The sequence below is a fragment of the Psychrobacter sp. CX97 genome, from assembly GCF_057396285.1.
In genome coordinates, this window is sequence record NZ_JBXYJE010000011.1 from 38,944 (window position 1) to 53,212 (window position 14,269).

The 14,269-nt window shown below is 41.8% G+C and carries 12 protein-coding genes; 7 read left to right on the top strand and 5 right to left on the bottom strand.

The genetic code is table 11. The features are described from left to right. Positions 1 to 536: 536 nt before the first annotated feature. From gspN to AC2SLL_RS09630, 6 genes are all read left to right on the top strand, one after another. On the top strand, positions 537 to 1,358 hold the full coding sequence (gene gspN, locus AC2SLL_RS09605; RefSeq protein ID WP_486531470.1) for a type II secretion system protein N: 822 nt from the start codon (positions 537 to 539) through the stop codon (positions 1,356 to 1,358). Next, positions 1,358 to 2,344, top strand: a complete 987-nt coding sequence (locus tag AC2SLL_RS09610) for a type II secretion system protein N (RefSeq protein ID WP_486531471.1) — start codon at positions 1,358 to 1,360, stop codon at positions 2,342 to 2,344. Before gspN ends, AC2SLL_RS09610 begins: the two co-directional genes overlap by 1 nt. 340 nt (positions 2,345 to 2,684) lie before the next feature. Continuing rightward, positions 2,685 to 5,054, top strand: a complete 2,370-nt coding sequence (gene gspD / locus AC2SLL_RS09615; RefSeq protein ID WP_486531472.1) for a type II secretion system secretin GspD — start codon at positions 2,685 to 2,687, stop codon at positions 5,052 to 5,054. Positions 5,055 to 5,128: 74 nt separating this feature from the next. Further along, entirely contained in the window at positions 5,129 to 5,287 is a 159-nt protein-coding gene (locus AC2SLL_RS09620) for a hypothetical protein (RefSeq protein WP_486531473.1), read from the top strand. A 198-nt stretch (positions 5,288 to 5,485) separates the two neighbouring features. Beyond that, positions 5,486 to 6,397, top strand: a complete 912-nt coding sequence (locus tag AC2SLL_RS09625; RefSeq protein WP_486531474.1) for a TatD family hydrolase — start codon at positions 5,486 to 5,488, stop codon at positions 6,395 to 6,397. Positions 6,398 to 6,539: 142 nt separating this feature from the next. Then, positions 6,540 to 7,421, top strand: coding sequence for a tRNA threonylcarbamoyladenosine dehydratase (locus AC2SLL_RS09630; protein WP_486531475.1), 882 nt, complete (start codon positions 6,540 to 6,542; stop codon positions 7,419 to 7,421). Positions 7,422 to 7,446: 25 nt separating this feature from the next. Here AC2SLL_RS09630 and mnmC1 read toward each other — a convergent pair whose 3' ends face one another. The 4 genes from mnmC1 to ispZ form a co-directional block, all read right to left on the bottom strand. Further along, positions 7,447 to 9,696, bottom strand: a complete 2,250-nt coding sequence (gene mnmC1 / locus AC2SLL_RS09635; RefSeq protein ID WP_486531476.1) for an FAD-dependent 5-carboxymethylaminomethyl-2-thiouridine(34) oxidoreductase MnmC1 — start codon at positions 9,694 to 9,696, stop codon at positions 7,447 to 7,449. A gap of 187 nt (positions 9,697 to 9,883) precedes the next feature. Beyond that, positions 9,884 to 10,357: a hypothetical protein gene (locus AC2SLL_RS09640; RefSeq protein ID WP_486531477.1), complete on the bottom strand. Its 474-nt coding sequence runs from the start codon at positions 10,355 to 10,357 to the stop codon at positions 9,884 to 9,886. Between the two features lie 53 nt (positions 10,358 to 10,410). Further along, positions 10,411 to 10,707, bottom strand: coding sequence for a YciI family protein (locus tag AC2SLL_RS09645; protein ID WP_486531478.1), 297 nt, complete (start codon positions 10,705 to 10,707; stop codon positions 10,411 to 10,413). Positions 10,708 to 10,999: 292 nt separating this feature from the next. Beyond that, positions 11,000 to 11,584 carry a septation protein IspZ gene (gene ispZ / locus AC2SLL_RS09650; RefSeq protein ID WP_486531479.1) on the bottom strand — a complete coding sequence of 195 codons (585 nt, stop codon included), beginning with the start codon at positions 11,582 to 11,584 and terminating at the stop codon, positions 11,000 to 11,002. Positions 11,585 to 11,945: 361 nt separating this feature from the next. On the opposite strand from ispZ, the gene AC2SLL_RS09655 reads away from it, so the two are divergent. Continuing rightward, positions 11,946 to 12,821, top strand: a complete 876-nt coding sequence (locus tag AC2SLL_RS09655; RefSeq protein WP_486531529.1) for a PHP domain-containing protein — start codon at positions 11,946 to 11,948, stop codon at positions 12,819 to 12,821. Between the two features lie 74 nt (positions 12,822 to 12,895). Here the strand turns inward: AC2SLL_RS09655 and truD are convergent, their stop codons facing one another. Continuing rightward, a complete protein-coding gene (truD, locus tag AC2SLL_RS09660; RefSeq protein ID WP_486531480.1) occupies positions 12,896 to 14,101 on the bottom strand; it encodes a tRNA pseudouridine(13) synthase TruD in 1,206 nt (401 codons plus the stop codon). Positions 14,102 to 14,269 lie beyond the last annotated feature (168 nt).

The following is a 14,269-nucleotide window of genomic DNA, read 5'->3' on the forward strand; positions in this document are numbered from 1 at the left end:
TAAATGATCAAATAGACCTAAAGTTTTCTGGTTATTGACGTGTCGTAAGCGGTCGGCAATTTAATGTGATTGCCTATTCGCTATTGTGACATTACCTAATTTGTGAATGAGTGCTTGAGTATTTATACTGGAATTATGGATACAATAATGGCCTATAATTAAAGGGTAATCGAAATAATAAAGAGGAATAATAAAGATAAGTTATTGAGTTACATTCGCATTTATCTCAAGTACAATGATGCGTTTTATATGTAAAGTTAATGAAATAATATGACAGCTGACATGCTAGCGTATTATTTATTGTTGATGGTTTATATTTAATTGTAATAAAGTGATTAAAGAGACTCATTTTTTTTAAAGGGTAGGCTTAATCCATTAGGGGATTCTAGTTTGATTCCGGCTTAACAAGAATATGTAACCATCTTGTCATCATTAGGTATAATAATGGATGATTTTTAGGTATGCTTACTAATTTTAGGTGCTCCATCTCTTAATCTCTTAACTGACTTGGATTTTTATCTATTTTGCAATCTACCATGTATTCGTCTTCTAAAAATACCTTTGAAAAAAAAGGCAATCCAAGCAAAGTATGGTGGCTAATAGGTGTCATCTTGTTGGCATTATGCATCGTCATTCAAATGCCAGCGGTGTGGCTGATTAATCAATTTATGCCGAACTCCCCCTATATACAGCATGTGTCTGGTAATATTTGGCAAGGCTCCGCTGTTGCCACCTTGCCAATACCCTCCGCTCAGCCCAATACCATGCCCTTGTCTGGCACGCTAACTTGGCAAATGAAACCTATGTCTTTATTTTTAGGTAAACTTAGTGCGGATATTGATTTCAAGTCAGGAAAAACCCAGTTAGATGGCCGTGTAGGCCGAGGGTTCAGTACTTGGGAAGTGACAGATTTAAGCGGAAAAATTGACAAGCAGACCTTAGCCTCGGTCGTAAACTGGAAACTTCCTGAAGCGCCCATCCAAGTTAATACGCTATCAGCTAAGCGGCATAAAGAGAAGGGTTTTAGCGATGTTGACGGTCAGTTAACATGGTCGGGAGGAGAGCTAGACTATCCAAATGGTAACAAAGTTTATAAGATTATATTGCCGGCTATGCGGGCCGATATAACCCAAGAGGCGCGCAGTGAAACTAATGTGATCCATGCTAATTTAGTGGATAATAACAGCAAGCGTTTAGGCGATATTTATTTAGATGCGCAAGGTATGATAGATGTCAGCTTAACTCAGCGCCTGCTAGAGAATATGCCCAGCTATAAGGGAAGCGCACCTGCTGACACAGCAGTTGTAAGTGTGCGTCAGCCACTTCTAGGCAGTATGGCAAATGGGGGTGGTAGCTGATGTCAAATGCTTTTGCCTCACTCGGTAAGACAGTAACTGACGGGCTCAATCGGCTGTCAGGATGGTTACTTCTTCTTGCCATTATTTGGCTATGTTGGGGTCTTGCCCGTATCGTTTGGTTGGTTTTAGCACCACCGCAAGTACCCAATCTACAGTTGGCTGAGCTACAAGTGAGACAAGCCCCACAGGTCAATGCAAGTACAGCATTAGCAATTTTTGAGAGTAATAACTCTGCTGCGCCGCAAAAAAAACCGCCAAATGTCAATTTGACTGGGGTTATGTTGGCAACACCAAGTGAGTTTTCATCGGCAATGTTAGAAGTTAATGGTGTCATGGCTAATTATCGTATTGGTGAGGCATTAGAAGAAACAAACTATACCTTGGTAGATGTTGCATGGAATCAAGTTATTATTGCCGATGCCAGTAATCGCCAGATTGTCATAGATATGCCAGAGCGCATGCCACTCGACCAAGGTAATGCAGGTATTGAAACTGAAAAAGGTAATATTCGTAACAGGCGCTTGCCCAATAGTCGTAACGCTACTAACGCTACCTCTGGTCCTGGATTGGTTCCTAGGAATCGAGATGAGGAGAATACAGGTGATAGTCATCAAAACGAGGGTGCAGAAGAGCAGATCGGTGATGCTGATAGAGGACCTGCGTTAGAGAATACGCTTAAACCGAGCGTAGCAACGGCTATTGATAAGGCGAGTAGCGAACTTAAGAGTAATCCAGCCGGTTACCTAAGCAGTATGGGCGTTATGGCATCTGGCGATGGCTATCAAGTAACCGATGCGATGCCAGAAAAAATACGTAATCGGCTTGGGTTGGAAACTGGCGATAAGGTGCTGTCAGTTAACGGTCAAAGCGTGGGCGCTAATCCTGCTGGAGATGCTGATTTGCTCAATCAGGTTAAACAGTCAGGTCAAGCTACTATAGAGGTTCAGCGTGGCGACCAAACTATAACAATTAGGCAGCAGTTTTAACCAACTGTGTCTGAATTGGCTTTAACCATGAGTTTTTTTTCGGTGTTTGTTTTTGGTGCTTGTTGTATGTCATCTAATGGCAATTTAATAAAAAACACCTTAATTTAATAGCCACGGTCATTCTAAACGCTTACAGTATTAACCTTGCTACCTGTACAAGCCGTACTAACTGAGCTCGGTTATCTTGTAACAATTTTAGACTACTCCGACTATATTAATACAATGCTCATAATGTTTACACTGTGTTCGCTCTTTGCACTTATTAGGCTCATTTTGGTTTTATACTATAAGTATTATTATATTCATTTATTCCGCGTTACAACTGTAGGTACAAGACAGCATGTTTAATTTGCATTACTCTAAAAAGTTTGCATCAATTGCACCAGTAGCAACCAAGTTATCTCAGTCTTTATTAGTGCTACGTTTAGTAGCTCGGTTCCGTTTAGATGGCTTGCGTATAAATGGTATGATTGATCTAAAAGCTCTGAGCTGGGCATTATTACCTTTAGCAGTGACGATATCTGTTAATGCGCATGCTGAAAGCTGGAAAGTAAATCTTCAGGATGCGCCTATCAAGGCCTTTATCAATGAAGTAGCCACCATTACTAATCAAAACTTTGTATTAGACCCACGTATAAACGGTAATGTTACGGTTATTTCAAACCGTGCCTTATCGAAAACTGAGGTTTATCAGTTATTTTTGAGTGTTATGCAAGTCAATGGTATTGCAGCAATTGATACGGGGACGACCATCAAGCTTGTGCCAGACAATGTAGCAAAACAATCTGGGATTCAGGTCGATCTAGAAGGTAATAGTAGTGGTGAAGCTCTAAAAACACGGGTTATTTATCTTGAGAATACACAAGCTGCTGAGATTCTAACGGTTATTCGCCCATTGATGCCACAGTCTGCTCATGCGGCTGCAGTACCGGGTGTCAATGCATTGGTATTATCCGATCGGGCAGATAGTCTGAACCAAATTACAACGTTAATCCGTGATTTAGATGGCAGTAATAATAATGCTTTAAGTGTTGTTCCGCTACGTCATGTTGATCCAGAACGCATGATGGACTTAATCAGTGGATTAACCGGTACAGCGAGCAGTGGCTCAGGTTCTGGGACGTTAAAGGTTATAGCTGATACGGCCAGTGATCGGTTGTTGGTGCAGGGTAGTCCAGAAATGATAGCTAAAGTTCGTACTATGGTCAATCAGTTGGATGTGATGCCCTCTAAACGGTTAAGTGGACTACGTGTCTTTCGATTGAAATATGCAAGCGCAGGGCATGTGGCTAATATGTTACGTGGACTATTATCCAACCAGTCTTTAAATAGCTTGGGTGCAACCTCTAGTATTGAGTCAGCTTCCTTAGCAGGTAATGCAGCGGGCGGTGCCACTGGCACCACGTCACTTAATGGTCCCAATAGCAATAGCGCTTCTAATCCTACTGGTTCAGGTGCGAGTGCGGGCACAAATAATAGCTCAGTAGTTAAAGGTGACGACCCATTTAGTATTATCGCGGACGAAACGCAAAATGCGATTATCGTCAATGGTGATCCTGAGTTAATGGTTGAAGTAGAAGAAGCGATTAACCAGTTGGATACTCGCCGTTCTCAGGTGCTTATCCAAGCGGCGATAATTGAGGTATCAGGTAGTGATGCCAATCAGTTAGGGGTGCAATGGGCTATAGGCAATGCCAATAGTGGTTATGGCGTGGTTAATTTTGATAATGCCGGCGTGCCGGCGTCTGCAATTGCTACTGCGGCATTGACTGGATCTGGTGTGAGTAGTGCAGCAAGCGCTATTGCTGGCGCTCTAATAGGGGCGGGTAAAAGTAGTAAAGACAATAATGGTAATAGAGAGTTTTATGGCGCTATCTTACAGGCTTTAGATTCAACAACTAGCGCTAATCTACTATCCATGCCTTCAATTTTAACGCTGGATAATGAAAAAGCCAGTATCCTAGTGGGTCAAAACGTGCCCTTCGTAACAGGTTCATATACCACATCAGGCAACTCATCGACCAACCCATTTCAAACCATCGAACGTAAAGATGTCGGTATTAATCTAAATGTCATACCACATATTGGCGCCAATGGTACGGTTCGTTTAGAGGTCTCTCAAGAAGTCTCTTCTGTCGTCAACGATACACGAGGCAATGCCAGTGGCCTGACCACTAATAAGAGCCTGATTAATACTACTATTTTGGCCGATGACCAACAAACGATTGCTTTGGGTGGTTTGATGCGAGACAACACGACCAATGGTCAGCAAAAAGTACCGGGATTAGGCGATGTGCCGCTGTTGGGTAGACTGTTCCGTTCAGACACCGCAAATACAGAAAAAAGCAATTTGATCATATTTTTACAACCCACTATTTTGCGGGATGGCGGTGCCGTGGCGAGTGTGACGGAACGCCGTTATAATCAAATGCGGGTTATGCAGTTGGTCATTGATAAAAACGGTACGATTAAAAAAATACCTATGTCAGGTACTGCTGGATGGGATGAAGATACAAATGTGACACCTAATTACGAGCTTGCCCCTTTGAACCCAGTATCAAGTTCTAATAAGTCAGTGCCATTACCCGCCTCCTCGACCTCACCAGTTTACAACCAGCCGGCAACCTCTAATAGCAGTTTTAGTAATAAGGATAACGATACGGTTAATAAGAATGAAGCGGTTATTGATTTAACCACGGTCAAACCCTAAGTTATGGGTACGATGATATATTCTAAAGTATGGATTTAGAGAGCTTAGACACCTGATAGTTTTACCGGAGGGTTATGCGTACATCTAATTTAATAAAACTTGTCGGAATTGGGTTGGCGTTGCTGCTTATCCCAAGACGTAGTAGCCGTGCTCCTATTATCAAACCAATAGATAACCCTCAATCAAAACCTGAACAAAATAATGAGAAACAAACAGATTGTAATAAGGACTAACTGATAATAATAAAAGGTTACCCTGTTAACCCCGCGTTCTCTACACATACTTGCTTTAAGTGCAACAGTGCTGGGCTATCTTGCCTGCGCTGTGCTGATTGCTTCGACACTGTTTTTAAAGCCTTTGCTCATTAATCCTGATATGACTTGAGCGAACAATACTTAACAGTAACTACTAGTAAATAGTTGTATACCATTATGCCTACTTTAGAGTCTAAAAACTTCATTGCGCCGCTGATCGATACCCATACTCACTTTGATGATTTTGCGTTCGATCAAGATAGGATTCAGTTGGCTCATTCTGCGTATGAGGCGGGTGTTCGTCATTTGCTATTAGTTGGTTATTTAGCAAAATACTTTGAGCGATTAAAAAATGTCAAACATCAGCTTCAACGAGTAAACTCAGAAATCGCATTAGAGACTGACGTATTGAAGGTTCCGACCGCCCATTTAGCAATGGGTTTGCATCCTGCCTATATTGCCGAGCATACACAAGCAGATTTAGAGAGTTTAGCTCGATTTGTGACACTCAATCCTCCCATTGCCATTGGCGAGATTGGTTTGGATACCTTTACTGATGAATTAAAAACACCGGATGCGGTTGCCAAACAAAAACAGTTTTTTATAGCGCAACTGAATTTAGCTGTAGAGCATCACTTGCCAGTATTACTGCATATCCGTAAAGCCCATGCCGAGACACTCGCCATTTTAAAGTCGCATTCGTACAATGCCAAAAAGCTTGGCGGCATTGCGCATAGCTTTAGTGGTGGAGAGCAAGAGGCTAAGGCTTTTGCGAAACTTGGGTTTAAGCTTGGTGTGACAGGGCAGGTTACCAACTCCAATGCAAAAAAACTGCGCCGTTCGATTGCGGCTGCTGTTGAAGAATATGGGCTAGAATGTTTGGTCTTAGAAACCGACTGCCCCGATATGACGCCCATTCAGTGTCAGGTAGGTCATACTCATACCCGTAATGAGCCTGAAAACCTAAGGATAGTTTTAACAAGTCTTAGTGAGTTATTAGCAGTAGAGCCTGAACACTTAGCCATTCAGTTATGGCAAAACAGCTGTGATGCCTTAAACGTTAACTGGGTTTTGCCAGATGTGAGATGATTTTGTTAAGCCGATACGTCCAAGCACGTTTAAGTAAAAGTGATAGAAGTTTATAAAGCGGGTTGACTAATATCGTGATTAACTGCTGAATGTGTTATGTTAAATTTAACTTTCCCCCAACTTATTTGATATATATTTTGTTATGACAGTAGATAATGCGCACGCCTTAATCAATGCCTCTAGCGCAACTAGCTCTGCTTCTAGTAGCAATGCTACTAGAGACGTCGATACCACTCAGTATCAACGTCGTTTTCAGGGTACCCAAACTTTGTATGGGCATAATAGCTTTAACCGATTTGCTAATGCGCACGTGATAGTCATAGGTATTGGTGGAGTAGGCGCTTGGGTTGTAGAAGGTTTAGCACGCACTGGTGTGGGTAAACTAACCCTAGTGGATATGGATGTGCTGGTTGCATCTAATGTCAATCGCCAATTGCCTGCATTGGACAGTAACTTTGGCAAGAGTAAAGTCGCTGTCATGGCAGAGCGCGCCTCGCAAATAAACCCTAATGTTGTGATCACTCAAGTGGATGACTTTTTAACGGCCGATAATGTTCGGGAATTACTACCAAGCCGTGATGATGCTAGACAAAGGTTACAACATGGCGAAACAACTATAGTATTGGACTGTACAGATGATATGTCTGCAAAAATAGCTATCGCCTTACACTGCCGTTTTAATAAGTTGAAGTTGATTTGTGCTGGCGGAGCAGGTGGAAAAACAGATCCGCTGCAAATTACCGTAAGCGATCTGAAAGATACCTTTCAAGATCCCCTATTAGCAAGATTGCGCACCAAGCTGCGCCATGAACATGGCATCAATAAAGAGATGAAAGAAAAGTTTGGCATTAGATGCGTCTATTCCACTCAGCCACCTATTGTGGGTAAAGGCGACAATGCCTGTCAGATAGGTGGTCTACACTGCGGTGGTTATGGCTCTGCGGTTGCTGTTACCTCAGTGGTGGGTATGGTCATGGTCAGTGAAACACTCGATATGTTGAGCAAGATTTTCTCGAATAAATAGAAAAATTAGGTGCGCTAATGAAATCTTAGCGCAAAGGCTTCAGTAAGCTTTTACGCTTTGGCGATAGCTGAGCAAGCATCGAACTCGATAGGGGGCAAAATTGACCCGTCATCATATCCGCCAAAGCTTCAGCGCAAAGCGGGGCAAACGCATAGCCCTTTGAGCCCATACCACTTAGGGTCCAAATTAGCCCGTCATTATCCACTTGACCAACCAATGGATGATAGTCTGGTGTTTGCGCTCGAATACCTGCCCGTGCTTTCCACCCTGAATACTCATTTTGCGCATCTTGTTTTTGCACACTAAAAAGCTTCTCAAGCTCTGGGATGGCGCTAACCAATTTCTCTTTATTAACCCTGTGTTCTGACTCCCGAATATCTGTGGCTATATCGTTACGTACGAAGCTAGCCCCTAACAAGAAAGTAGAACAATTTGTAGTGACTGGGTTAAGCTCATCATCAGAGGGTCTGGGAGTAAATACAGCACAATAACCACCATATTTCAAAGGTAGCTTAGGCAGTGCTTTACGTTGTTCTTTAGTAGGCTCAAACCAAGATAACTGCCCACGTATTTTGCGGAACTCAAATATACGGCTGTCTAACGATTGACTGACATGCGCTATGGCAATCACAACGCTATCTGCACACAATTTTTCCATTGTTGAAGATTTCAAATTTAGACAAACGCCGTTGGTTATATCGGCGTTCTTATCAGCCACATTGGGGACTATTTTTTCTACATCAGCTTGTACAAAGTTAATCAGTGGATGATGGAGTACGGTATCAGCCAATGCTTTTGGATTGACCAAACCCGCTTGCGGTAGATATAGGTTTTCTTGCAGGTCTTGTTTAACCAGTCCTGAGATTTTCAATGCTTGAGTAGACTCTAGCGTGGTTGCCATTGATTTAGGGTATTGAGAAACCTGGGCGGTATTAATGTTCGATTTAAGCATTAAGTCTAGCGTAGCAGTAGGTTCAAAGATGCAGGGCTTATTCTGACTCAAATAGTTGGGGTTTGCGTCAAGCTGCCGATAAAAGCGTTGGCTGTATAAATAACCCATAGTATGTAAATGCTCGTCTACGTGCTTAAGAGGTGTCATCTTGGGGGCAAGTAGTGCGCGTGGATTACCCGAAGCCCCAGCCAAGGGTGCGACTTTGTCCAATAAGGTAATTTTAATGCCACGCTGTGCCAATGCCCAAGCTGCCATTAAACCTGAAACGCCAGCGCCAATAATGGCAATGTGAGAATAGCTGTGTTGGGAGTATTTCGGCTGTGAATTATCCGGTGATAAAAAGTTCTCTTCTAAACTATTGTCAGGTAGGAAAATCGAAGATTGTGAGTCTTCTGCATTGCCCATTCTAGCGGTTAGCATCTCACGTTTACGTCCAAAGCCTTTGGCTTTTTTGATAGCAAAGCCAGCGTTTATCAACCCTCTTTTTACCACACCCGCAGAACTAAATGTCGCTACTGTGGTACCGGGTTTGGATAATCGTTGTATCTGGGCAAAAATTTCATCAGCCCACAATGATTTATTGCGTGACGGCGCAAAACCATCTAAAAACCAAGCATCGATATGAGGATGAGGCTTATTTGCGCTAGCCTTGGGTAAAATGTGAGCGGTATTATCTAATTTGGCCAGATTTTTAGCAGCGTCTCCTAACCACAAGTCTAGGGTAACATCCTCCGCTAAATGGAGACGATGGCATCCTGCAACCAAACTTGGATACAGTTCAAGTAACTTAACAATAAAAGGACCAAGGCTTGGTTCATGCTGTTGCCAATTGCTTAAACTTTGTTTGAGATCTGCATGAATAAGCGGATATTTTTCGGTACTGATAAAATGTAGGCTAGGGGTTAAATGTGAAGACGTGTTTGATTGATTTTTCTCAGTATACTCCGTTTTGACCTTATTCCATAATTGCCAAGTCGCTAACACATTTAGGCCAGTACCAAATCCTAATTCAGCAATGGTAAAGCTCTGATAACTAGGGTTTGTTGAGGCTTTTTTTAGTAGGGAGGCAAAACGTTGAGGTAGGTGGTTTTGCTCACTAAAGACATATCGAGATTCTGCTAAACCATCTGCTAAGGAGTAGTAGACATCTCCAAACAATTCAGAGACGGGTACCAAGACCCCTTTTGCATCTTCTTGCCATGACAGCTTGGCAGGGCTAATAGGCAAGTTATTAGAAGCCCTAGCATTAGAAGCCGTGATATTAGAAGATCTATTATTGGAAGACCCTTCAGAAGCAGTTTGATAGTGTTTGAGATGTGTCATAGCAAAGTATGGAGTGCCTGTCTGTGGTCATGTCAAACCAAGTCTATTTGGTTACATTGTGTCGATTTTAGAGTTTTTAACGACAGTTCTGTCAAATAAATCTCAAGATAAATGAAGAGGTTAAGTATAAATAAAGAAGTTAAGTAAAAGGTAAGGAGTTCGACTGTATAATCTTATAGCTCAAAACTTACCAGTTATCTCTACGACCAAACATATACCAGCCCAAAACAAAACCAAGGAATAGAGCAATAGTCACGGTAATGGCACCATACATAAATAATTGACCACTACGCTCATTGATCAGTACGTTAACGCGGGTTTCTAAATCATTGACATCACGCTGTAATCGAGCATTACGTCCAAGAAGCTCTTGGTTAGCAGCGGATAACTCAGCATCGCTGGGGTGCATGGCACTGGCAAGGCTATTGGGGTTAGCAAGGGCATCAGTACTTATGTCATTAATATTGTCGGTAACTTGCTCATTAAATGGCGAGGCTGGTGGAGGCGCTATTTGAGGGTCGCTAGGGGCTGATTCTGAGTCCGCAAGTTCAGTCGTTGGATTATTAACAATAACAGTAGGTTCTGGCCTCGCCAATGATGCTGTCAAGGTCACTATAAAAGCTAGGCACAGTACACGAGATATTGAGATGGGTCTTGGCATTGAAGCGATTTCCAATTAAATCGGACGGGTAAAATAGGTGTTTATGGTAGGCGTTAATCTTTTGGTAGCGATTGGATAAAGGGTTTAATATCTACATGGCTGTAGACACCTGCTTGAATATAAGGATCATCATTTGCCCAAGTTTGTGCCGCCTCAATACTATCAAATTCAGCAATGATCAGGCTACCTGACATGTCAGTTTGACCGTGTTCAATAGGTGTTGGGCCGGCAATAATGAGTCGATTTTCGTCAATCAGTTTGTCCAAACGGGCTAAGTGCTGGGCACGTACCTGTTTACGAAGCGTAGATGAGTTGGCAACATCATGACCAATAATAGCGAATAATGACATAATAATCTCGTTAGTTACGTTAGTTACATAGGTAAGGGTTGAATCAAAACTGATAAAGATATCGTCAAAGTTTCTATATGGTTGAACGGTTGACCTCGCTAGTAGCACCCTTTTAATAAGCTGTACTTACTTTAATAAACAGCTACATATCTGCGTTTAGTTGCCTTGTAAACAATGTAGCCTATACCTATAACAACTATAACTATTGCCTATGTTTACGATAGTGATGCTTTAGCAAATTTATTAAGATGAGACCAGTTAAAAGCGAATCGCTCTATCTAGTGACTCAACGTTAAGGTTTATTTTGGTTTTCTCGTTCTTTTGCTTTTTCTGCAGCAGAATTAGCAAGCTCTGGATTCATATAGTTTCGTAGTAAAACAAACTGTCCAACCATAAACACTACCATAAATGGAATCCAGCCCCAAGTTTTAAAGTTAATCCATGTGGGTTCAGGCGTAAAAAAAGCAAAATAATACTGCAATGCCGCCATTAACACAAAGTATCCTGTCCAAGCTAAAGTCAGCTTATTCCAGCCAGATTGAGTTAATGAGAACACATTTTTCATGACCATTTTTAATAAAGGTCTGTTCATTAGCACACTAACCAGTAAAGCCACAGCAAATACGCCATTAATTACCGTGGATTTCCATTTTAAGTAAATATCATCATCGAACATCAAGGTTAGACCGCAAAACAGTACGGTCAGCACTAGTGTGATCCACTGCTGCTTATGTAGTTTACCTTTTTGCGTCATTAGATGAATAATAGAGACAGCAATAGTGGCTACCAAAATTGCCCCTGCACCAGCAAGAATGCCATGCATTTTTGCCACATAGAAAAAGGCGATGAGGGGAATAAAGTCTAAAAATGCTTTCATAGTGACCACAGTGTTTAAAAAATAAGGTTTATGTCATAAAGGACATATTAATGTCGATAGTTTACACGCCATTGCCGACAAAAAAAAGTCATAACACCGCCGAGCCTACTTTAGTTAAAATAGTTGGGTTAGAAAGCTGGATTAGAAAGCTGGATTAGAAATGCTTACTTAAACAGTCATTATTTGCTGACGGCTAATAGATTGTTATTTATTAACAAAGAGAGTCAATAAACCGTTAAAATAGACATTAATCAACTCTCTTTCAAACCCTTTAATTAGAGTCAATATGTCTACTAAAGCACAACAACCTAATACAACAACGACGCATACTCCTACTGACATGAGTAAAAAGCATACCTGCATGTTAATTGATTTACATAGCCATAGCACATGTTCTGACGGTAGTAATGATCCTACAACTTTAGTAGAAAAAGCACATGAAAAAAACATTGAGGTGTTTGCATTAACCGACCATGATACGTTGTTAGGGATACCAGAAGCCCGGCAAAAAGCAGAAGAGCTTGGTATGACCTTAATCAATGGTGTGGAAATTAGTTGCCAGCACACCCTTACAGGTGGTTATGGTAAAAACAAAGAAACAGACAAAGTCATTCATGTATTGGCTTTGGGATTTAAAAACTTTGCTGAGATGAACGACACCCTAACGCATATACAACAAAGCCGAGCCAATAGGGGGCGCGCCATTATTGAGAAGATGGCAGAGCTGACTGACTTTGACTTTGAAGAGCTATGGCAAGCGGTATTAGCAAAAGCAGATGGTAATGCCGAGGCAGTGGGGCGTGCTCATATCGCTAAAGTGCTTTTAGAGTTTGCCATTGTACCTTCCATGCAAAAAGCATTTGATAAATATCTGGCAGATAATAAAGCAGCCTATGTGCCTATTGAGACGTTGAGCATGGAAGATACGATCAGCTTGATTCATCGCTGCGGAGGTAAGGCAGTGTTGGCTCATCCAACCCGGTACAACTTATCCGCAACTCGCGTACGCAAACTGATTGCAGAGTTTGCTCAGTTTGGCGGTGATGCTTGTGAATTACCGAGCAATGATGAGCCGATTAGCAAGCGGCGAATGATTGATCGTTGCATTGCAGAGCACAATTTAATGGTTTCTACAGGCAGTGATTTTCATGGTACAAGCATGCCTTGGCGTAGGCTTGGCGATGTACCACGCTTAGCGGAGGGTCAAAGATTGGTCATAGAGGATATGCTGGCTTGATATTAGTCGCTTAGCTATATAAATAAGCTATATAAATAACCCGTTTGCATTCGCTCTCTAAATAGGCTATCTAATTAGCCATCTAAATTTTTTACAATACTGGCTAAAACGCTGGTAGCGAATGTACCCGTGGGTAGTATGAAATCCAGTACTAGTGTTGAGTCATCACGCCATGTCCATTGCAAGTTAGTGATTGGCAGTCGTAATGCTCGGCGCATAGATTTAATTTGTTTTTCATCTAGTCCCCTAGCCAGTCTTGTTAAGATAGGATTGGCTGCTATAACTTCAGCTTCTATTGCTTGAGCTTCTGCCTTGACTTTATCATTTTTAATTCCCCATAGCGGCCCTGTAGGATGGATATCTCCGCTAGCCACACGTGTCTTTAAATCCTCATCTAACTGCTCACAGGCAAAAAGTGAGCCTGATCCTTCCAGATTAAAGACCTCGCCATCGAGTCCGGTATTCCAGCTACTGTTTATCACTCGTTCCGCTAAAATTTGATTAAAAATAGCACTGCGAGCGGAGGATAATAGCAATGACTGGATATCTCGGCTTTTCTTAGGGTGGGGCTTACGATCGTTTATTGTGCCGTGCTCAAACCACTCTATAGCAGCAACAATATTATTACCATTTCGACCAAAGCGTTGATTTCCAAAGTAATTTGGTACCCCTTGCTTACCAATCGTATTTAAGGTGGCATCGACGGTGTGCTTATTGTCTGAGACATCAGGATTGAGCTGAATCTGGCGTAAGTTAATGACAAAATGGTTGGCTTTGTGGGTGCCTCTATTTAACTTTTTGCTGTGCCAAACTTGTTTCAGAACCTTAATGGTCTCATCTTCGTTAGATCCTCCCGATGTTCTAGCAGTTGATTTTTCTTTGAGTCGATTTGATGTGATGAAATCGTCAAAATTAGTCTCGGGCATTGCTTGTTTAGGTATGCGTAAGCTAAACCACTGAGTAGTGACTGCCTGACGATCTTTTAACCCAGAATAACCGACATCACGGCTCGGTATGTTAGCCCAATTAGCCAATTGCTGTGCAACATAAGTGGTATTCATACCACTCTTTGTAATCTGCAACCATAAATGTTCGCCAATACCGCTTAACTCTAGATCTAGTATTTCATTAACCTGAAAGTCACTGGGGGTGTTTTTAAAAGTAGCATACAAGATAGGGGTCGGATAAGGTTGTGGCAACTGAGCAAGGTCGGTAAGTGATTTTATTTGTTGCGCAGTGATTTGGGTAAAAGGAACATTATCTGCCTGTGGATTGATCATATGTTTGGCTCAATACTTTCAAATTAATTTCATTATAATAACATGAGCAAGTAGGGAACCTAGCAACACATTCTAACTTTACCTTTGCTTTCATTATCTGTTTTAATAGAGGGCGGAGGCATGTCATATATAGTCTATTTTATCCATGCATAAACTTGGAGACAAATC